Origin of the sequence: Virgibacillus sediminis (assembly GCF_042643265.1) — a bacterium.
Taxonomy (GTDB): Bacteria; Bacillota; Bacilli; order Bacillales; family Amphibacillaceae; genus Virgibacillus_O; species Virgibacillus_O sediminis.
The window spans coordinates 1-22,256 of the sequence record NZ_JBHRRZ010000031.1 but is presented as its reverse complement, the minus strand read 5'-3'; the positions used below and the strand labels follow the sequence as shown (position 1 = coordinate 22,256).

15 protein-coding genes are annotated in these 22,256 nt (G+C 50.6%); 10 read left to right on the top strand and 5 right to left on the bottom strand.

Annotated features, from left to right (window positions below; all coding sequences use genetic code 11):
* Positions 1-149: 149 nt before the first annotated feature.
* The 5 genes from ACFODW_RS12455 (at position 150) to ACFODW_RS12435 (ending at position 7,455) form a co-directional block, all read left to right on the top strand.
* Complete coding sequence (locus ACFODW_RS12455; RefSeq protein WP_390306941.1) at positions 150-1,028, top strand: TetR/AcrR family transcriptional regulator; 879 nt, start codon at positions 150-152, stop codon at positions 1,026-1,028.
* A 22-nt stretch (positions 1,029-1,050) separates the two neighbouring features.
* Positions 1,051-1,914 carry an efflux RND transporter periplasmic adaptor subunit gene (locus ACFODW_RS12450; RefSeq protein WP_390306939.1) on the top strand — a complete coding sequence of 288 codons (864 nt, stop codon included), beginning with the start codon at positions 1,051-1,053 and terminating at the stop codon, positions 1,912-1,914.
* A gap of 3 nt (positions 1,915-1,917) precedes the next feature.
* Positions 1,918-4,974 carry an efflux RND transporter permease subunit gene (locus ACFODW_RS12445; protein WP_390306937.1) on the top strand — a complete coding sequence of 1,019 codons (3,057 nt, stop codon included), beginning with the start codon at positions 1,918-1,920 and terminating at the stop codon, positions 4,972-4,974.
* Between the two features lie 273 nt (positions 4,975-5,247).
* Positions 5,248-6,930 carry an SLC13 family permease gene (locus ACFODW_RS12440; RefSeq protein ID WP_390306935.1) on the top strand — a complete coding sequence of 561 codons (1,683 nt, stop codon included), beginning with the start codon at positions 5,248-5,250 and terminating at the stop codon, positions 6,928-6,930.
* 219 nt (positions 6,931-7,149) lie between these two features.
* Positions 7,150-7,455 carry a hypothetical protein gene (locus ACFODW_RS12435; protein ID WP_390306933.1) on the top strand — a complete coding sequence of 102 codons (306 nt, stop codon included), beginning with the start codon at positions 7,150-7,152 and terminating at the stop codon, positions 7,453-7,455.
* 246 nt (positions 7,456-7,701) lie between these two features.
* Here ACFODW_RS12435 and ACFODW_RS12430 read toward each other — a convergent pair whose 3' ends face one another.
* The 4 genes from ACFODW_RS12430 to ACFODW_RS12415 all read right to left on the bottom strand — a co-directional run bounded on the left by ACFODW_RS12430 (position 7,702) and on the right by ACFODW_RS12415 (position 11,291).
* Complete coding sequence (locus tag ACFODW_RS12430) at positions 7,702-8,325, bottom strand: cyclase family protein (protein WP_390306931.1); 624 nt, start codon at positions 8,323-8,325, stop codon at positions 7,702-7,704.
* 14 nt (positions 8,326-8,339) lie between these two features.
* Complete coding sequence (gene zwf, locus ACFODW_RS12425) at positions 8,340-9,827, bottom strand: glucose-6-phosphate dehydrogenase (RefSeq protein WP_390306929.1); 1,488 nt, start codon at positions 9,825-9,827, stop codon at positions 8,340-8,342.
* An 81-nt stretch (positions 9,828-9,908) separates the two neighbouring features.
* On the bottom strand, positions 9,909-10,355 hold the full coding sequence (locus tag ACFODW_RS12420) for a threonine/serine exporter family protein (RefSeq protein ID WP_390306927.1): 447 nt from the start codon (positions 10,353-10,355) through the stop codon (positions 9,909-9,911).
* A 195-nt stretch (positions 10,356-10,550) separates the two neighbouring features.
* A complete protein-coding gene (locus tag ACFODW_RS12415; protein ID WP_390306924.1) occupies positions 10,551-11,291 on the bottom strand; it encodes a threonine/serine exporter family protein in 741 nt (246 codons plus the stop codon).
* A 159-nt stretch (positions 11,292-11,450) separates the two neighbouring features.
* Between ACFODW_RS12415 and ACFODW_RS12410 the strand changes: the two genes are divergently transcribed.
* A complete protein-coding gene (locus tag ACFODW_RS12410; protein WP_390306922.1) occupies positions 11,451-12,533 on the top strand; it encodes a glycosyltransferase family 4 protein in 1,083 nt (360 codons plus the stop codon).
* A gap of 249 nt (positions 12,534-12,782) precedes the next feature.
* Positions 12,783-15,893: a S8 family serine peptidase gene (locus tag ACFODW_RS12405; RefSeq protein ID WP_390306920.1), complete on the top strand. Its 3,111-nt coding sequence runs from the start codon at positions 12,783-12,785 to the stop codon at positions 15,891-15,893.
* A 146-nt stretch (positions 15,894-16,039) separates the two neighbouring features.
* Here ACFODW_RS12405 and ACFODW_RS12400 read toward each other — a convergent pair whose 3' ends face one another.
* Positions 16,040-16,825 (bottom strand): glucose 1-dehydrogenase, encoded by a 786-nt coding sequence (locus ACFODW_RS12400; protein ID WP_390306918.1) that lies wholly within the window; start codon positions 16,823-16,825, stop codon positions 16,040-16,042.
* Positions 16,826-17,467: 642 nt separating this feature from the next.
* Here ACFODW_RS12400 and ACFODW_RS12395 point away from each other — a divergent pair.
* From ACFODW_RS12395 to ACFODW_RS12385, 3 genes are all read left to right on the top strand, one after another.
* Complete coding sequence (locus tag ACFODW_RS12395) at positions 17,468-18,928, top strand: APC family permease (protein WP_390306916.1); 1,461 nt, start codon at positions 17,468-17,470, stop codon at positions 18,926-18,928.
* Positions 18,929-19,235: 307 nt separating this feature from the next.
* Positions 19,236-21,200, top strand: coding sequence for an N-acetylmuramoyl-L-alanine amidase family protein (locus ACFODW_RS12390; protein ID WP_390306913.1), 1,965 nt, complete (start codon positions 19,236-19,238; stop codon positions 21,198-21,200).
* 63 nt (positions 21,201-21,263) lie between these two features.
* The gene (locus tag ACFODW_RS12385) at positions 21,264-22,082 is read left to right on the top strand and encodes a hypothetical protein (RefSeq protein ID WP_390306911.1); all 819 of its coding nucleotides are present in this window, start codon (positions 21,264-21,266) and stop codon (positions 22,080-22,082) included.
* Positions 22,083-22,256: the final 174 nt, after the last annotated feature.

Sequence of the window (22,256 nt, the reverse complement as noted above, 5' to 3'; positions counted from 1 at the left end):
GGTGATGGCACACCCCCATCTAAAGACCTGTCCAAAACAGAAATGGACTGCGGGCGCTAAGGTACTTTAGAATCCCACTCAAAATCCGAAGGATCTGAGCTTGCGGCTTTAGCCGTGGGAGTGTCAAACCGTTTTAATGGAGGTACAAAATGAATGAGAAGAAAAGGAAGTTAATAGAAGCGGGAATGAAGCTGGTTGCCGCTAAAGGGTACCATTCCACCTCCATCCAGGAAATCTCCGAGGAGGCAGGCGTCTCCAAAGGAACTTTCTATATCTATTTCCAATCAAAGGAAGACTTTGTAACAACGGCATACGGCTATTTCCATGATCTGATCTACCGGGAGTTCAGGCAGATAAACATGGAAGACCATTCGCCAAGGAAACAGGTGGAACGTCAGATCAATTTCCTGCTGAGTTGTGTGGATAAATATAAAGAAATCATTATCATGTATTTTCAGGAGCATATCTCCATCGGCGAAAATACCGACAAGCTGGCAGAAACATCCAAGCGGGAGAGCTTCATCTGGATGCGGGATAACATCCTCACTATTTATGGTGATCAGGTGGAAGCATATCTGGCCGATCTGGTAATCCAGATGGAAGGCATATTACATGGCTATATGAAGTGGGTCGTGCTTGAGGATATCGAGATAGACAAAGAGCGGCTCGGGGCATTCGTCCTGAATAGAATGGATAGTCTGGTGCGGGGGGTGGTCGCCGGAGAAGAGGCTCCGCTGATTACCTTGGAAAGTTTCCCTGCCGGTTACCGGTTCGATCCGCCGCAATCATCCCAAACGATGGAAGAAATTTTGGAGGTCTTCCGTGGGAAAGTGAATTCCCTTGCCATACCGGAGCAAAAGCGCAGCCAGCTGCTGGAGGCGCTGAAGGCGATGGAGCAGGAGGCAGGATCAGATGCACCGAACCACGTGGTCATCCAAGGGCTGTTTTCCCACTTCAGCCGCTACCCGGAAGTACAGGAAGAATGCAGGAAGCTCGCAGCATTATGGAATATAGAGCTATTGGATTAAGAAAAGTCCGGAGAGGAGCAGAATGATGAAAAAATGGTTGTTCGGCATCGTGGCAGTTTTGCTGATTGCTTTGCTTGCCGCATGTACGGAAGAGGATTCCGCTGAAAATGAAACAGAAGAAGAATCAGCCGTGGCGGTAGAGACCGCTGAGGTGGAAGAAGGAAATTTAATCGTGGACAGATTGGTGTCGGGAAGGATGTCACCGTCTGAGTCTGCACCGGTCATGCTACAGGCGGCAGGGGAAGTCGACACATTGGAGGTCTCCGAGGGGGATCAAGTGGAAGAAGATGACCTGCTTGCTACGGTGGTAACACAGGCCGGCACCCAGAATATCCGCGCCCCTCGTGACGGAGAAGTAATGAACCTGTCCGTTGAGGAAGGGGATATGGCATCAACGGAAGAACCGCTTGCTGTCATTGCCGACATGAGTGAAATGACGGTGGAATCCACGGTGACCGCCCAGGTAAGGAGCCTGCTTTCTGTAGGAGACACACTGAAGGCGGAAGTGGAAGGGGAGGAATACGAAGCTGAAGTAACCACAATCCGCTCCATGCCGGATGACACAGGTCTTTATCCAGTGGAAGCAGTTATCACGAACGAGGAAGGCCAATTTCTGCCAGGTATGATTGTAGAGCTGACTATTCCAGAGACCTTGGTGGAAGATGCCTTGATCATTCCGACCGCTGGGCTGGTGGAGGAAGATGGCAACACGTATGTCTATGTGGTGGAAGATGACCGTGCTTTAAAGAAAGAGGTTACTGCGGTCGAGGTACAGACAGAGGAGGCAGCGATTGAAGGAGAGGTCGAGCCGGGCGATGAAGTGGTTGTGACGGGACAGTCGAACCTTTCAGATGACGATACCGTAGAAGTAGTGGAAGGGGAATAAATCGTGAAAATCGTAAATACATCCGTCAAACGTCCAGTCGGCGTCATCATGATTGTCCTTGCCATTATCGCACTCGGGCTGGTTTCCGTACGAAGCCTCACCATTGACCTGTTTCCGAAAATCGATCTGCCGGTAGCGGTGGTGGCAACGAGTTATCAGGAAGCGGCGCCCGAAGATGTCGATAACCTGATCAGCCAGCCGATCGAGTCGGCGGTCAGTTCCATAGAAGGGATTGACACCATCCAGTCCCAGTCACAGGCCGGTAATTCCCTGGTCCTGATCATGTTCCAGAACGGAACAGATATCGACCAGGCGCTCCTGGACATTCGGGAAAGCATTGATCGTATAAAAGCCATGCTGCCGGATCAGGCCGGCGACCCGAGCATCCTCCGGTTCAGCCCGGATCAGATGCCGGTCATGTGGGTCGGCTTGACTGGCCAGGAGGCGTCAGCCCTGACCGAGAAAGCGGACGATGATATTGTTCCGTATTTGGAGCGGCAGCCGGGAGTTGCCTCCGTTACCGTCGAGGGCGGAAAAGAAAGAGAAGTACAGGTCGTGCTCGATGAGGCGGCCATGCAGCAATATGGCGTCACTGCCCAGGCGGTTTCCGATTCCTTGAGCGGTTCCAATATGTCTGCATCTGTCGGTACCGTGGAAAAAGGGGATCAAGACCTGCAGCTCAGGCTGACAGGGGAATTTGAATCCCTCGAAGATATTGAACAAACGTTTGTTCAAACCGAGACGGGGGCCACCGTCAAAGTAGAAGATATCGCAGAAGTGAATGATACCTATAAAGAAACAACCGATATGACTCTCGTAAACGGGGAGCCGGCCGTAGTGCTCTCCGTCTTGAAACAGACGGATGCCAATACCGTCGAAATCGCCGGTAATGTCAACGACGGCATCGCCGATCTAAGGGAAGAGCTGCCGGAAAGCATGGGGCTGGAGGTCGTGATTGATACGTCCGAATATATTCAGATGTCGATTGATTCCGTCCTTCTGAACATAATCATCGGTGGAATCATCTCTGCCTTTGTACTGCTGCTGTTCCTGAAGAGCATCCGGGCAACATTGGTCATCGGCATATCGATCCCGATTGCGATCATTTCCGCATTTGCCCTGCTTTATTTCACCGGACAGACGCTGAACATCCTGACATTGGGCGGGCTGGCGCTTGGTCTCGGTATGATGGTTGACAGTTCGATCGTCATCCTGGAGCATATCTATTCCTACCGCAAGCGCGGATACAGCTTGTTTGATTCCGCGACAAAAGGTGCTTCGGAATTGGCGCCGGCAGTTATCGCGTCCACGACCACTACCCTTGTCGTGTTCCTGCCGATCATTTATGTGGAAGGAATCGCTTCCGACATGTTCACACCACTTGCGCTGGCTGTCTCGTTCTCCTTGATCGCCTCGCTGGTAGTGGCCATCACGCTGGTGCCAATGCTTTCATCCAAGCTTTTGGCAAAAGCAATGGAGGACAACGGACGCCGTTATTGGTTCGACCGCTTCCTCGGCTGGCTGGCCGATCGATACCAGGGCGGTCTGGAATGGGTGCTTGGCCACCGCAAGACATCTGTGACACTGACAATTTTGGCATTGGTCGGCAGTATCGCGCTCACCCCGCTGATCGGTGCGGAGTTCATCCCATCCTCCGACCAGGGGCAGTTGCAGATCACCGCTGAAACGGCGCCAGGCAGTACCCTGGAAGAGACGGAGGAAGTAGTTGGCGAGGTCAATAAGCGGCTCGATGAATATGCAGATACCATCGAAACAAGCTATGTGCTTGCCGGCGGGGATCCTATGACCGGCTCCGGGCCGAACACAGCCACCTATACGATGCAGCTGGTGCCGGCTGCAGAGCGGGAAGTGACCACAAGTGACTTTGTCGTCGAACTGGATGAGGCACTTGCCGGCATCCCGGGAGCAGATATCACCGTCAGCGCGATGGACAGCATGGAAATGGGCGATCCGCTCCAAATCCAGGTAAGCGGGCCAGAGCATGAGGTCCTCCGCGATATCTCCGCAGACATCGTGGAAGAGATTTCCCAAGTGGATGGCGTATTCAATCCCAACTCAGGCGCTTCAGATGCTGTGCCGCAAATGGCCATCAACGTCGATAACAGCCGTGCCGCCATGTACGGGCTGAATCAGCAGCAAATCCTTGGCCAGATTCAGATGCGGTTCACCGGTCAAGTAGTGACCCAATACCGCGAGGCCGGACAGGAAATGGATGTCAGTCTGATCTACCCAGAAGATGCCCGGGAAACGATCAAAGATGTGGAAAATATGCAGGTCCAGGCTCCTACAGGGGCAGCCGTACCGCTCAGTGAGGTAGCCGACCTCGACCAGGAAAACGGCCCGGTCACCCTGACAAGGGAGAACCAGCAGCCACAAATAAACATCTCCAGTGAAGTGGAGGGGCGTGACCTTGGAAGCGTCGTTGAAGATGTGGAAACAACACTCGATGGCATGACCTTCCCGGAAGGCTATGACTACTCCATCGGCGGTCAGGCACAGGATATGAGTGAATCCTTCACAGACCTGGCCATCGCCCTGGTGTTCTCAATCTTCCTGGTTTACGCCGTCATGGCGATCCAGTTCGAGAACTTCCTGTTCCCGTTCATCATCATGTTCGCCCTGCCGACAACGGTGATCGGTGTCATCCTAGGATTCCTTGTCACAGGGCTGCCGCTCAGCATCGTTGCCTTCATCGGCATCATCATGCTCGCCGGTATCGTGGTGAACAACTCGATCGTGCTGGTCGACTATATCAATATATTACGAAGAAACGGTATGGACAGAAGGGAAGCCATCACCGAAGCCGGCCGCAGCCGACTGCGCCCAATCCTGATGACCACCCTGACCACCATCCTCGCAATGGTGCCGCTGGCCATCGGCATTGGAGAAGGAGCCGAACTCCAGCAGCCGCTAGCAGTTACGCTCATCTTCGGCCTCGGCGTCTCCTCCCTGTTTACCATCTTCTTTGTACCTGTTGTCTATACCTTGTTTGACGACCTGACTAGGAAAGTGATCAGAAGGAAGAAAAAGGAAGCATAGATGGATAGATGAAACTCCTCGCATTGGCGGGGAGTTTTTTTGATTGATGGGTGGTGTGGCCCGAGTGGGATGGACTGCACTCGGCCCCCACACTAACTCCCCAGCCAACTCTCTAGTCTAATTTCCTCATGCTCTCTTCCGTATTTTTTGATATATTTGATTTGTCGAAGATTGGAAAAAATTGTATCATAGGGGAAACAATTTTTTTACATAGAAAGTTGTTTCATATATGTTTAATGGAAAGCGCTGACATAGAAAGGATGGATGAGAGTTATGTCTAATGGAACAATGGGGATGCTGTGGAAGGGCCTATGGGAATCCCATGACAGAACGAAGCAGCTGCTTACTTTTTCCCAATTGAGGACGGCAGACAAGGAGGGGGAGAAGAAGGCGGCGGATCAGAATAAGGCATTGGCCTCTAACGGATCGCCGAACGGAGGAGATGATGGTGGCGGGGGTGGTCCGAAGCAGGCATACTCCAAAGGCCAGCTGATCGGGCTGATTCTTGGGCCGGTACTGTTCATCATGACGATGCTGTTTTTTACGCCGGATGGCTTAAGTTACGAGGCACGTGGGGTGCTGGCCTCGACACTCTGGATTGCTACCTGGTGGATTTCCGAGGCCATTCCCATCCCGGCGACATCCTTGCTGCCGATTATTCTGCTGCCGGTGCTCGGGGCGCTAGACAGTGATACGGTTGTTTCTTCCTATGGGGATAATATCATCTTTCTATTTCTTGGCGGGTTCTTCATCGCCACCGCCATGGAAAAATGGAATCTTCACCAGCGGATGGCCCTTGGCATTATCCATATGATCGGAACGAGCACCAACCGGATTATTCTCGGGTTCATGGTGGCAACTGGCTTTCTCTCTATGTGGGTATCCAACACCGCCTCTGTCATGATGATGATTCCCATCGGCCTGGCGATCGTCTACCAGGTGAGTGAGTCCATGAAAGGGGAAGAGCAGCAGGGCGAGCTAAAGAAATTTGAAAAAGCAATCATATTCGGGGTCGGCTATGGTGGTACCCTCGGCGGACTTGGGACATTGATCGGGACACCGCCGAATATCATTCTCGCCGGCCAGGTGAATCAGTTATTCGGTATAGAGATTTCCTTTCTAGACTGGATGATGTTTGGGGCACCGATTGTATTTATCCTTATTTTTGCTGTATGGTTCTATCTGACCCGCATGGTTTACCCAATCAAGCTGAAGAGCCTTCCTGGAGGCCGTGAACTGATCCAAAGTGAAAGGGAGGCCCTTGGAACAATCAGGTACGAGGAAAAAGCAGTGCTTGCTGTCTTTCTGTTTGCCGCCTTCATGTGGATCACGAGGACATTCATCTGGGAGGAGTTCCTGCCAATTCCCGGACTCAACGACGGGATGATCGCCGTCACTGCAACGGTACTCCTTTTCCTGATTCCCGCGTCAAAGGGACATGGAACCAAAATACTCGAATGGGAGGACTCCAAAAATATCCCATGGGGAATATTGCTGCTTTTTGGTGGCGGTTTGGCAATTGCCGCCGGATTCAGCGAGACAGGGCTGTCCAACTGGATCGGTGATCAGCTGACCATTCTCGAGGGCATCAATTTCATGCTGATTATTTTGGTGTCCACGACACTTGTCATGTTCCTGACGGAGATTACGTCGAACACTGCCACAGGAACCATGATTCTGCCGGTGGTGGCTTCTCTCGCTGTGGCGTTGAACGTTCACCCATATGCTTTGATGGTACCATGTGCCATGGCGGCCAACAATGCCTTCATGCTCCCGGTCGGGACACCGCCGAACGCCATCATCTTCGGGACAGGCAAGCTGAAAATCATCGAAATGGTACGAAACGGCTTCTGGCTGAACATTGTCTCGATCATTCTGATTGTCGTCGCGGTCACCTTCTGGCTGCCAATCCTATGGGGCGTTGATTTGACGATATTGCCGGATGCACTAAAATAGAATTCTACCAAAAGAACGGAGGAGGGAGACTATGTTTCTTCCTCCGTTTTTGCGTGCGGAAAACATTAGGGAGTTATTGTCGATATTTCCCGGGAAATGAAGTAATTTCACCAGTCTGAAGTTTGATTGGTGATACTGCCAGTTTTCATGTGTTAGCTGGAACCTAATCGGGAAATATAGAAGGGAAATCAAGAAGCTGCAATGTACGGAGGCGATAATATGTCGATATCAAAAATCATGAGATTGATAACTGGGATATTTGAAGCATTACTTGGGATTCCCATCATTGGCGGAATCTATATCATCAGTAATGCCTGGCTGCCGCTGCTCGTGATGTTGGTTCTCCATATAATTACACTGGTACTGACAAGAAAGGACGGTGGCGCATATGGCGGAAGTGTACTCGGTATCATTACTTCACTTATCGCCTGGATCCCGCTGCTCGGTATGATTATGCACATCCTGACAGCTATCGTCCTGTTTATTACACTAGCACTGCCGGATAGAAGAAGAGGGATTTATTAAAAGAAATCTATTCCAAAGATTAGATGAAAGTGGTGCGGCTCATTACTCAGGCGCCCGACCTTGGTACTCGGGCCGCACCCACCACAACTCGGGTGCCGTACCACCACACTTGGGCCGTACGCACTTCAACTCGGGCGCCGCCCCACCACACTCGGGCCGCACCCGCCACAACTCAAGCGCCACACTATATATAAGCAAAAAAAACGAAGGCCACATTAGGCCTTCGTTTTCATTTAGTGATCCATATTAAGTGATGCTGACTCCTTCAAACAGCAGCACACGGGCCGGGGAGGCGTCGGTGCCTTTGATGCGGAGCGGCGCTGCGACCATGAAGTATTCGCCTTCGGGTACGTCCAGGAGGCGAAGCCCTTCCGCGATGATGACCCGGTTTTCGAACAGGGTGCGGTGTGTCGGGTGCTCAGGCTGGCTGCGCTCGATGCCGAGTCCGTCGATGCCGACCCCTTTGATGCCGATCTCAGCCAGGTATTCTGCTGCATCGGCTGCGACGAAGATAAATTCGAAATTAAATGCATCCTCCTGAGAATTTTTCGTTTTGAACAGGATGAAATCGCCACGGTCGATCGGGAAACCTTCGATATCCTCTTTGGTGATACGGTCCTCGACATGGGTGACGTCGAACAGCTTCACCTTGCCGACAAGGTCCTCGATGTTAATGGTTTCCATCGTTTCTCCCTCATTAATCATATGTAATGGGGAGTCGACATGGGTGCCGGTATGCAGGTCCAGGTCGATCCGTGATTCGGTCACATGGCCATTGGTCACGGTGCTGATCTTCGGCTGCTTTTCTTCCTTGTTTTTGTACACGGGCATCCCTTCATAGATTTCCGCTGATACATCATACATTTTCATTGCGAAATTCCTCCTTACTTAATAACATCGGTGATCGGCCACCAATGGAATCCGTCTTTCTCCAGCAGCTTGTCTGCTTCGTCTGGCCCCATCGAGCCGGAGTTGTAGTTAGGGAAGTCCGGTTCCCGGTTCGCCCACGTTTCCAGAATGGAATCGATGTATTCCCAAGAGTTTGCCACTTCATCCCAGTGGGTAAAGTTGGTGGTATCTCCTTGCATGCAGTCGAACAACAATTTTTCATAGGCTTCCGGTGTATTGATGCCGTTTACGCCTTCATTGTTGTAGGAAAGCTGGATCGGCTGGGCAGCAGAGCCATGGCCGGATTTTTTCGCGTTCAGGAACAGGGTGATCCCTTCATTCGGCTGGATGCTGATCACCAGCAGGTTCGGATTCTTCTTCTGATCTTCGTAATAGAGGTTCATCGGAATATCCTTGAACTCCACGACGATATGGGTCGCTTTTTCAGCAAGGCGCTTGCCTGTCCGGATGTAGAATGGAACACCGGCCCAGCGGTAGTTGTCGATCATGACTTTCCCGGCCACAAAGGTTTCCGTCTGTGAATAGGCGAGCTCCTCTGCTTCTTCCCGGTAGCCATTGACATTCCGGCGGCGAATGACGCCTGGTCCATATTGTCCGCGGACAAAGTTTTCATCAACTTCATCTTCTGTCAAATTTCGCAGGGCGCGCAGCACCTTGATTTTCTCCGACCGGATTTCGTCGGTTGTCAGGTTGATCGGCGGCTCCATGGCGAGCAGGGCAACCATCTGCAGCATATGGTTCTGCACCATATCCCTGGCTGCACCGGAATGGTCATAGTAGCGTGCCCGTTCTTCGACACCAAGTGATTCACTGGATGTGATCTGGATATTGGAGATGAACCGATTATTCCAAAGATGTTCAAAAATCCCGTTCGCAAACCGGATGACTTCGATATTCTGCACCATTTCCTTGCCGAGGTAATGGTCGATCCGGTAAATCTGGTCCTCATTGAAGGCTTCGCGGATCTGGTTGTTCAGTTCCTTGGCACTTTTGAGGTCATGGCCGAATGGCTTCTCGATGACCAGGCGTGTCCAGCCCTCGGTTTCCTTCAGTCCGTATTTCCTTAGGTTGTTGGCGATGCTTCCAAAATATTCGGGAGCCATTGCCAAGTAGAAAATCCGGTTTCCTTCTGTCTGATATGTACCTTCCAATTCATTCAACAGTTCGTTGAGGCCGTTGTAGGAGGATGGTTCCGTTACATCAAAGGATTGATAGTAGAAGTGGGAAGAGAATTCCTCCAGGTCCGTTGCAGGAGAGACTGTCTCCTCAATGGAAATTTCCACATTTTCACGGAATGTATCATTCGTCCAGGGTCTTCTAGCAAGCCCTATGACGGCAAAATCCTCACTGATCTTTCCATTCTGGTAAAGTCGGTAAATGGAAGGGAATAGTTTTCGCTTGGCTAGATCTCCCGTTGCCCCGAATATGACAATTACACTTTTCGGTCGTTGTTGGTCAGTCAATATAATCCCCTCAATTCTTTTCAGATAATAGTTAATTGTATAGCTGTTCGGCATTTAAATCAAACGTTGAAACTAAATTTTTTATTTTGCGCGTCTTTTTAACGGAATTTTGCGGATGCTTTGATTGACCACTTCGGAAAACATCAGGCCAATCGCAATGCCGCCAGCCAGTAGCATCACCTGGGCGGACAGCTGGACAGCGGCCGTATAGTCATTTTCCACGAAATTCCGCATCGCATCATAAGCAACACCGCCAGGAACCAGCGGGATCACGCCGGAGACATGGAAGACGATGATCGGCGTCTTATAGACTTTGGCGAAAACCTGCGTAACGACAGCTACGAGCATCGCACCGAAAATGGTCGCAGGCACAGCATCCATCCCCTGCTGGACCAGGAGGTAATAGAGAATCCATCCGGCCATGCCGGCGAACCCGCACTGGATCAGTGATTTTTTCGGTGCATTGAACAGAATCCCGAAGCCGGCAGCCGCTACAAAGCTGGTTGCCAGCTGTGATAGTATCATCATGTCACTTCCCCCTTGTTGAGTAAGAAAGTATAAAATTCTAAGCGTTATAGCATTTGTGAGCAGGCAGGCCCCTATACAGCTTTAAAAGAGAGATTTTCCGAGATTCCCTGAACGGGTAATCCGATGGGAATGCTCTGGCCTCACGACAGTGCGTAGCTGCCCCTACTGGACACGTCTAAACGGCAGCCATGGCTTTTAAAGAAACCCGACCACCACGGCTACTCCGGCTCCGATGGCAAAGGCGGTGATCATCGCCTCGACACCTTTCGACACGCCGGCGACAAGGTGCCCCGCCAAAAGATCCCTCGTCGCATTGGTGATATGCAGCCCCGGCACGAGCGGCATGACGGCCCCGATAATGATGTCGTCCAGATGGACACCAAAGCCGGTATTTACAAATATCACCGCAAGCAGCCCGAGCACGAAGGAGCCGAAGAATTCGGAGAGGAAAGTGATGTCAAGAAACCGGTCAAATACGAGCATCCCCGCATAACCTCCGCCGCCGGCAATGAAGGCCGGGAGGAAATCCGGCCAGGTGCCACCGAACATGATGGTGAAGCTCCCGCTCACAAAAGCGGCCGCGATGACCTGGATCCATTCCTTATAGGCGACCCGGTGCTTATCTATCTTTTTCAACCTATTGCCGGCATCCTCTATGTCCAGTTCTCCGGCGGTCAGTTGCCTCGAGACGGTGTTCACTTGATCGATGGTATCCAGGTCTGCTGTCGCGCGGCTGGTGATCCGCATGAAATTAGTGATTTCCGCTGCTCCACTGGAAAAATAGATCCCTGTCGGCATGGCAAGGCTGTGGGCACTCTCCAGCCCGCAGGCGGCGGCCATCCGGTTCATCGTATCCTCGACCCGATGTGTCTCCGCCCCGCTCTCCAACATGATCTTGCCTGCCAGCATGCAGATCTTTTCTGGTTGATTGTTCATGATATGCCCGCCTCCTTCCACCAGCTTATGTAAATTTCATCTATTATAATACTATACGTTGTGACGGGGGAGAGGGCAACAATAGTTTTGTCGAACTCTAGCATATTTGGTATAATCATCAAGATAGATTGAAATGTACGATTACGATTGGAGAAAATTATGTTTACTTACATGGATTTAGCAATTGCATTCCTGATATCGCTGATTGCCACCCTGCTTCTGACCTATGTTGTCAATAAATTTGCCGTAGTTATCGGCGCGGTGGACAAACCCGATTACCGGAAAAAGGATCAGAAGCCGATTCCGCGGATCGGCGGGCTTGCCATCTTTGCCGGTGCCTTCCTTGGCGCCCTTTACCTCCAGCCGTCCCATGAGCATCTGCCCGAGATCCTGCTCGGGGCGCTGGCGATCGTCATCACCGGATTCCTTGATGACCGCTTCACCCTGAGGCCGGTCATCAAGCTGACCGGACAGCTGATTGGTGCATCATTTCTGATTTCCTCCGGCTTGATCATCGAATACTTGACCCTGCCGGTATTTGGGCGGGTGGAGCTCGGCTTTTTCAGTGTGATGATCACGGTATTTTGGATTGTCGGCATCACCAATGCCATCAATTTGATCGACGGCCTCGACGGTCTTGCGACAGGGGTCTCGACCATCGCCCTGATTACCATCTTTGTCATGTCGCTGATAGACGGGCAGGCATTAGTGACCATCCTGTCGATTGCATTGATCGGTGCAAATCTAGGCTTCCTATATCATAACTTTTTCCCGGCCTCGATATACATGGGGGACACGGGTTCCAACTTTTTAGGGTTTATGATCGCCGTCGTTTCCATCCAGGGGCTGTTCAAGGAAGTCACATTATTCGGCTTCATCGTCCCACTGATCATCCTGGCCGTGCCGATTTTCGACACCCTGCAGGCCATGTTCCGCCGTGCCTACCATGGCCAGAACATCATGAGCGCCGACAAGCGCCACCTGCATTACCAGCTGATTGCCAACGGATACAGCCACCGGAAAACCGTGCTGATCATCTACGGCTTCAGCGCCCTGTTCGGCTTGCTGGCCATCCTGCTGTCCAGCGCCAGCATGACCACCGTCCTGGTTGTCATGCTCCTGTTCTTGTCCCTTCTCCATATTTTCGCCGAACTCGCCGGCGTCGTCATGGGCGGCAAACGCCCCGTCGTCGACCGCCTGCGGAAAGTATTGCGGAAAATGGAAAAAGGCAAAAGCAGATAAATAGATTTATGTACCCGGACCACATGCAACACTGGTCCGGGTTTTAATATGGCTGCATGCACTGCAACTCGGGCGCCAGCATCCCATAAATTTACAAATTTTTCCTGAAACCCGGGACTTTCGACTCTAGCAGATTGTTCTAGTATTTTATAGGATTAATGATATCTGAATATTTTGTAAAGACAGCTTGTGTGAGGGGGATCGGAAACAAGGCTGTACATGAATGATTAATTTCTAGGGGGGAAGAAAATGGGGAAGAAGATTGCCGTCATAGTGATGGCGGTGCTGCTGGTGCTGGGGAATGTTTCCATTGCAAGTGCGCTGGGACAGCTGCCGCAGTTGAACGAACAGAAGCCGACGATAGGTAAGGATGAGTTAAGGGAAACAAATCCAGATCAGGAAGTAAGGGTCATTGTGGAAATGGAAGGGGAGGCGCCGGTCGAAGAGGCGACTAGGGAAGGTGTCCGCTATAAAGATATGGACAAGCCTAAAAAGACCGGCTTGGAGCGTGCAGCGGAGGCTGTACAGCAAAATGTAAAGGATGAAATGCAGGCAAAGGGGCTATGGGTGAAATTCGAGGAGGAATTCTCTGCTATCGTCAATGGTTTCAGCGCCCAAGTGAAGCGCCAAGATATCGAGAAGATCGAGGAGATTCCGGAGGTCAAGGCCGTACACATGGTGAATACCTATGAACGTCCGATTGCCGAGCCGGATATGGCCTACAGCAAGGAGCTGGTCGAGGCGCAGGAAGCATGGCGCACCTATGGCCATACAGGTGAAGGCATGGTGGTCGGAATCATTGATACCGGCATCGATCCAAGCCACCGCGATATGGTACTTTCCGACCACCAGACGGCCGAGCTCACCAAGGAGTTTGTCCAGGAGACGGTCGAGGAAGAGGGGCTGCCGGGGCAGTTCTATTCGGAAAAAGTTCCATACGGCTACAATTATATGGATGATAATAACGAAATCCGCGAAATTCATGCGGAAGCATCCTATCATGGCATGCATGTTGCCGGGACGGTAGGGGCGAACGGGGATACAGACAGTGGCGGCATTAAAGGGGTCGCACCAGAAGCCCAGCTGCTGGCACTGAAGGTGTTCGGCAATGATCCGGAGTTCCAGTCCACCTATGGCGACATCTACATCAAAGCGATTGATGACGCGATCAAGCTGGGAGCGGATGTGCTGAACATGAGCCTCGGCTCGCCGTCCGGCTTCGTAAGCGAGGAGTCACCGGAGCAGCAGGCGGTCAGCCGGGCTGTGGATAATGGTGTCCTGATGTCTATCTCTGCCGGAAACTCCGCCCTGTTCGGAGACGGATTCTTCTATCCATATGCATCCAATCCGGACTACGGTGTGAGCGGCTCGCCGGGTGTCGCGAAGGATTCCCTGCAGGTGGCATCCTTTGAAAACAGCCATATGCAAGTGGATGCCCTGGAACTCGCGATCGACGGCACTGTGGAACAGGCAGCATTCCTCTCCGCAGGCAGTACACATCCCAATGATGTCGAACAGAAATCATTCGGCCTAGTCGAAGCGGGACTTGGCTTTCCAGAAGATTTTGAAGGCAAAGAGTTGGAAGGAAAATACGCACTGATCCAGCGCGGCGAACTGCCATTTACGGAAAAAGCCCTGAATGCACAGGTGGCCGGAGCGGCTGGGGTAATTATTTATAATAATGTTGACGGCATGGTCAACATGGCGACAGATCCAGCCATAACCATCCCCCAGCTGTTCATGCAAAAGAGTGATGGAGACAAGCTGGCAGAGGCGCTCCAGAACGGCCAAGAAGTTTCCATTAATTTTTCAGGGGAAAAGACTACCATCGCCAATCCGGAGGCAGGCCAGATGAGTGCCTTCACCTCGTGGGGGCTGACGCCTGAGTTAGATTTCAAGCCAGAAATCACGGCACCGGGCGGGCAAATCTATTCGACATTGAATGATAATGAGTACGGCCTGATGAGCGGAACCTCCATGGCGGCGCCACATGTCTCCGGCGGCGGAGCGCTCGTGCTGGAGCGGATGGATGAGGAATTCGGCTATGACGGGGCGGACCGCGTCAAATTGGCCAAAAATCTCATGATGAACACCTCCGAGCCGGTGGACTTCCAAGGGGCAAAAGTGTCGCCGCGCCGCCAGGGAGCAGGACTCATGCAGTTGCATGCCGCCCTGTCCACGCCGGTGGTGGTAACAGACACGAACACGAATGAAGCAAAAGTTGCATTGAAAGAGGTAACGGAGAATGAGGTAAGCTTTGAACTGACCGCAGAAAACTTCTCCGACAAAAAAGTGAAGTATGAAGTCGAAGCAAATGCCCAGACAGACACTCCGGTAAATACAGGAGCATTCATGATAACAGCGCCTAACTTGTTTGGTGCCTATGAATTGGAAGGAGCGGCGACTGTTGACGGGAAAGCCTCCAATAAGATAGAAGTGCCCGCTAATGGATCAGCAACCTTCACCGTAACCATTGATGTCAGCGAGTGGGATGAATCGGTAAAGCAGCATTTCACCAACGGCTATTGGCTTGAAGGCTTTGTCACACTGACAGACCCGACAGACAAACATCCACAGCTGACCGTTCCATATGTCGGCTTCAAAGGGGGATGGGATGCCGCACCGATTTTTGACACCCCGGTATGGGATCCAATGAGCTATTACGGCATGACCGGCGTCATTTCCAATATGGGCGAAGGTCAATACGGCTTTCTCGGTGAAAATCTCACCACCGGGGCAGTAGAGCCAGAAAAAATCGCCTTCTCTCCTAATAATGATGGCATACAGGATGACGCTGGCATGATCTTCTCCCTATTGCGGAATGCCGCTGAGATAACCTTCGAGGTGCTCGATGCGGAGGGGAACTCGGTCGAAATATTCGCGGAAGAAGAATTTATGCCAAAGAACTACTATGACAGCGGGTTGTTCCCGCCATACTACCTGTCCGAGGACTACCTCTGGGACGGAACCATTAATGGGGAAAAGGCACCAGAAGGCCAGTACTACCTGCAGGCCGAAGCAGTGATCCACTATGAAGGAGCAGAGTCGCAGCAGATCCAGCTGCCAGTGATTCTCGATACCACCGCACCTGTTGTGGAAGCAAAAATCAACCACGAACAGGGTGAACTGAGCGTGGGAGTGGAGGACAACGGCGGAAGCGGAATCGCCTCCTGGGATGTGATCGTCGATGGTGACTCCGCACTGGATGAGCCGTTATCAGGCGATGACGCCGAACATACATTGACCGGCATCCACCCAAGCCAGTCGGTAAAAGTCGTGGCAACGGATTACGCAGGCAATGTGTCAGAAGAAGTAATCATGGGGTCAAAAGGAAAAGCAGGTAAAAGCAAAAGAAAATAATATAAGTGAAAGAGCCGGTACCTTAGGGATGCCGGCTCTTTCTTTGGTTAGGGAGGCTGCGCGGCCCGAGTGCAGCCTCATGTTGCCCGAGCAGATACCGCTGGGAAGGCCGCCGTCTTCAATGCGCTTATATTAAAGCACTTCTATTAATATTTATACGATTGGCCGCCATCTATCGGAATAACTGCTGCATTGATGAAAGCAGCTTCATCCGATAACAAGAATGATACAAGGCTTCCGACTTCTTCCGGCTTACCAAACCGTTTCATCGGGTTGACACTGACAAATTCCTTTCCTGCTTCTTCCCAATTGTCTCCGCCCATTTGCTTCAGGGAATTTTCTACCATCGGTGTCATAATAGCACCTGGGGCAATGGCCTTGATGCTGATACCATATTGACCGTATTCAATTCCAGAGTTTCTGGTCAATCCGACAACGCCATGCTTGCTGGCTGCATATCCGGACTGGTTCCCGACACCCCGGATACCTCCGACAGAAGCGGTATTGACTATCGCTCCAGAACCTTGTTTTTTCATTACTTCCAGCACGTATTTCATTCCATAAAACACACCATTGAGGTTAATGCCGACCACTTTGTTGAACTCATCCGAGCCGTAATCTTCTGTAGGATTCTGTTTGCCTTCGATTCCAGCATTATTAAAGAACCCATCGATTTTCCCAAAACGGTCTGTTGTTTGCTTCACATAATTTTTTACATCTTCTTCTTTTGAAACATCGGCAGTAATCAAGAGTACCTCTGCTTCAGGAGCTTCTTTTCTAATTAATTCCTTTGTTTCCTCTAGTGAATCACTATTAAGGTCTACCAAGGAGAGCTTTGCGCCCTCTTTAGCAACCTGGAAAGCTGCAGCCTGTCCTAGGCCGGATGCCCCACCTGTAATTAATACGACTTTATCATCAAAACGGTTACTCATTATACATCATCCCTTCTTAATGCTTATGTAATGATTATTTCCGGAGGGAAGAAATAATAAACTCAAGGGGGGCGGGTTAGACTCGGGCCCCGCCCCACCGCGCTCGAGCGTTAACCCCGCTCACTCGGGCGCCACCACTCCGCACTCGGGCCCCGACCCACTGCACTCGGGCGTCACCCACCGCAACTCGGGCGCGATCACCACTCACTCGGGCGCCACCCATCGCAACTCGGGCCCCGACCCACTGCACTCGGGCCTCACGACCACTCACTCGGGCCCCGGATCACCGCACTTAGGCGTCACCCACTCCAACTCGGGCCCCGGATCACCGCACTTAGGCGTCACCCACTCACTCGGGCCCCGCCCCACCACACTCGGACCCAGCACCGCACCAAACAACCGCATCCAGACAACACTCCCCATCCCCAAATCCACCTCTCCCCCCATTCTCCCCCAAATCTGCGCATATTTTCCCGCACCTTTCATATCAGGCGCCAATTCGCGCTTTTTAGACAAAATCCCTCCCACATCAAGCAAAAGAGGTCGTTCGCGCTGATCACATAATCATTGGTATAATTTAAGAATCCTCAAGTCACAGATGTACATACTAAGTCTGGGATTAATAAAAAGGAGATTTCATACATGGAGAAAAGAACGACATTAAAAAAATCCCTGAAGCCGCAGTGGGTCTGGGCGATCGCGCTGGGTTCATCGATTGGTTGGGGTGCGTTTGTGCAGCCGACCAACTGGATGGCGACAGCCGGTCCGGCGGGCGTTATCATCGGTTTCCTGATTGGTGCGCTGTTGATGATGCTGATTGCGGTGAGTTACGGGTTCTTGATTAAAAGCTTCCCGGTTTCCGGGGGTGAGTTTGCCTATGCGTTTATCAGCCTTGGGCGGACACATGCCTTTGTGAGCGGGTGGTTTCTGACACTTGGCTACATATGTATTGTGGCATTGAATGCCTCGGCGTTTGCATTAATGATAAAATTTGTGTTTCCTGCAGTAATAGAAAACTTGTATCTTTATGAGATTGCGGGCTGGGAAGTATATGGAATGGAAATTCTTATTGCTGCCATCCTGCTCGGATTCTTCGGTTTCATGAACATCCGCGGGGCAAGCATCACCGGCCGCGTGCAGTTTTATTTCTGTCTGGTGATGATCGCAAGTATCGTGACAGTCACCTTGGCGGTCGGTGCACAGCCTGGTGCGGGGCTCGGCAACATCGATGCCTACTTCCCGGCGGAAACGACCGCATTTGCGGCAATTATATCCATCGTTGCGATTGCGCCGTGGGCCTATGTCGGATTTGACAATGTGCCGCAAGCCGCGGAGGAGTTCAAGTTTTCCTCAAAGAAGGCGTTCTCCCTGATCATTTTCGCCATTCTGGCTGCAGCAATCCTGTACAGCATGATGATCCTGGCGACAGCGATGACCCAGCCATGGGAAGCACTTGTGGCAGAAGGCCATGCATGGGGAACAGGGGTGGCGATCCAGGAGCTGCTCGGCACATTTGGCCTGGTACTCCTCGTGGTGGCGCTCAGTATGGGAATTTTCACCGGCCTGAACGGCTTCATCATCTCGACCAGCCGGCTGCTGTTTGCGATGTCCCGAGCAAAAATCATCCCGGGCGCCTTTTCCAAGTTGCACCCGAAATATGAAACACCATACCTCGGCATCATCTTCGCTGTCGTCGTATCGATGATTGCGCCATGGTTCGGCCGTGAAGCGCTCGTCTGGGTGGTGGATATGTCGTCCATCGGCGTGACAATCGCCTACTTCTATACCTGTTATACGGCGTTCAGCCTGTTCAAGCGCAATAAGGGGCAAGGTTTCGACCCAGACAAGCATGTCGTGGCACCGGGCAGGAAGGCATTTGCCCTACTTGGCATGATCGCGAGCCTCACCTTCCTGGCGCTGCTGCTAATCCCAGGCTCGCCCGCCTTCCTCGGCATCGAGTCACGGATTGCACTGGTCGCCTGGATTGTGCTCGGCCTGATCTTCTACTTCATGAAGCGGAAGGAACTGAACGACATTCCGGAAGAGGAGCTGAATTACCTCATTACCGGAAATGAGGAGATTAAAGTGAAGAATAGGGAATGACAGCGGCAAATGAGTAATCCGCGTATCCATCTATATGGCTACAGAAGTTCTATTTACCGAAAATTGGCTTACCCATGGCTCATTTTCGGTAAATTTTTGTCGTTTTTACAAAAATACTAACCAATTGAGGTAGAATATGGTATCATATGAACGGTGATAGGTTACAATTATCCACTTATTTCTACAAAATCTACGAGACTATTATATTTCGCACTGAATTACCTCAATTATGGGTAGTTGTATGCTTCCTATACGCCGGGTGTATGTCGCTAACACCCCGCACAAAAAAATCACAGGAGGGACATAAATGAAAGGAAAGTTAATTACATTAGCGGCTGTTGCAATCTTTCTGATTCTCGGGTTTCCCGTTCTGGCCATGGCTGAGAAGACAGTCATCATTGACCCAGGACACGGCGGAAGGTATACCGGAACATCCGGTTACTCGGGAGCCAGTACAGGCTACTATGAAAAACATGCCAACATGGAGATCAGTCAGAAGCTTAGAGCCGTGCTGGTAAACAAGGGTTATAACGTAAAGATGACGAGGACGACGGACAAGCATTTTTCTTCCTATTCCTCATCAGCTGACCTGCGTGAGCGGATGAAAGTTGCAAATGGCATGGTAGAGGACAGGGATAATACCATCTTTATTTCCATTCACCACAATGCGCTGCCATCCAACCCGGCAATGAGAGGTTATGAAACCTACTATTTTGATATCAAGGATGGTATCAGCAGCTCGTACCCGCCAGATCCACTGCAGGTGAAGTATTCTCCGGAAAGCAGAAGGCTGGCCAAAGTAGTCCATACCAATGTATTGAGTTATGCGCCGGTTACTGAGGGACGGGGCATTGTTTCCAATAACTTATACGTTACAAGAAATGCACAGGTTCCATCCATACTGGCGGAAATGGGATATATGTCCAACCCGACAGAGGAAAGGAACATCAAGTCATCCTCCGATCAGCAGAAGAAAGCAGAAGCTCTCGCGAGGGGCATCGACAGTTACTTTAATGTCTATGAAGTCTACAATGAAAGCGGAGAAAGACTACGAATATATGAAACTGAGGGTGCGGCGCTTACATATGCGAAGTCCCGCGATAACGTCTATGTATTCGATAAAGCTAGACAGGAAGTAACATTTACGAACATTGACACGAGATATGAGGTACACCATGCAGCCAAAGGTCTTCTCGAAGAACCATTCGCGACAGAGGAGATGGCTTTGGATTTTGCGAAGAAATGGAAGAATACCTATATCTTGGACAATGAAACAGATAACATCCTCTGGTCCAATTATTTAAGTAAAAACTACAGTGTCATCCATGCAGCCAAGGGTGAGCTTTATTCCGACTACAACTTGGAAGGAGCCATCCAGTATGCAGAAGACTGGAAGAACACGAAAGTCGTCAACACTAAGACAGATGAGCTTCTCTGGTCCAACTATTTAAGTAAAAACTACAGCGTGATTCATGCAGCCAAGGGGGAACTGTACACAGCTTACAGCTTGAATGGCGCTATAGAATACGCAGAAGACTGGTTGAATACGAAAGTTGTCAACACAAATACCGGAGAGCTTCTCTGGTCTAACTACCTCGATGTAGATAAAGAAAACAATCAAGTGACAGAGAAGAACTTCAAGGTAATCCATGCGGCAAAAGGTGAGCTCTATGCCGATTCCACGCTGGAAGGTGCCATTGGTTACGCGGAAGACTGGCTGAATACGAAAGTTGTCAACGAGAAGACAGGAGAGCTTCTCTGGTCTAACTACCTCGATGTAGATAAAGAGAACAATCAAGTGACAGAGAAAAACTTCAAGGTAATCCATGCGGCAAAAGGTGAACTCTATGCCGATTCTACGCTGGAAGGCGCCATCAATTACGCTAAGGATTGGCTGAATACCAAAGTCGTCAATGAGGAGACAGGAGAACTTCTGTGGTCGAACTATCTCGATGTAGATAAACAGAGTAATCAAGTGACAGAGAAGAATTTCAAGGTAATCCATGCAGCGAAAGGCGAGCTCTATGCCGATTCCACGCTGGAGGGTGCCATTGATTACGCGGGAGCCTGGTTGAATACGAAAGTCGTCAATGAGGAGACAGGAGAGCTTCTCTGGTCCAATTACTTACAGCCAACCTATGCTGTGACACATTCCGTACATGGTGTGCTTTATGAATCTTTTTCAAAAGATGATGCAATAGAATACGCACAAAAATGGAAGAATACCAAAGTAATCCATACAGCTACGGACGAAGTAGTCTGGGTATTTTAATGACAAGCTTATCCATCGAACTACCTCGATGGATAAGCTTGATTACTATTAGGAGGTATATATATGAAGAAAATGATATGGCTGCTTTTCCTTGCGCTTGCACTTGTACTTGCTGCTTGCTCGAATGATACGTCAAAGGAAAGTGCTTCTGAGAATCAAGGAGAAGATGAGACAACAGAAGAAACAGGTCAGGAAGAACAGGAAACCGAAAATAACGAGAGCGAGACCAATCAAGAATCAGCTGATGAGGACTCCAACCAGGAAGACGCAGCATCAAATGATGAAGAAGCGGCAGAGAACAAAGAAGATACAGTAAATGAGGATTCTTCAGAGGAAACAGCTGCAGGTGAAGAAGCTGGTGGTGAACAGGGGATGAAGGAGTATCGCCCTGAACCTGGAATGACAAAGATCTTTGTACAAGATGACGAGTTCGAAATCACCTATGATATTGTCGCAGAGGACGAGAACCATCTGCAAAGGAATATTTCTTTCGGAGATATGGTGGAGTTGCAGATTTTGAACTGGACCTCCGACCGGATTGAATTGGTCTATAAGGAATCCAACCCGGAAGATACGTCAAGCAAATTGGATAGCTTTGAAGCAATCAACTCCACGGAAACCATCCTGGACGTAGAAAATCAAGGGGAAGGGGATACCAGACAGCCAGAAATCATTTCCACGACAGAAACAGTTTCCGTACCTGCAGGAACTTATGAAAATGTCTATGTAGTCAGAAGCACGACTACTTCCAGCACTACGGACAATCAAACCATCTTCACCACGTATTTCGCACCAGGCGTGGGAGTTGTCAAGGAAACCATGGAAGCAACAGGAGAAAATGGCTACACATCAGAAACGGTATTAACAGAAGTGAATGAGTAGACCTTAACTCGGACTTGGCATATGCTGCCTCGTCCGAGGTTTTTTTATGGCTCTAAAATATATGTTGGGGTTTCCAAAAACTTAAGCATAAAAAAACACGCAAACTCCTATATCCTTTACACTTGAATTGACGAGAAACAAGAAGGATAGGAGTTGCGTGCATATGTATTCTAA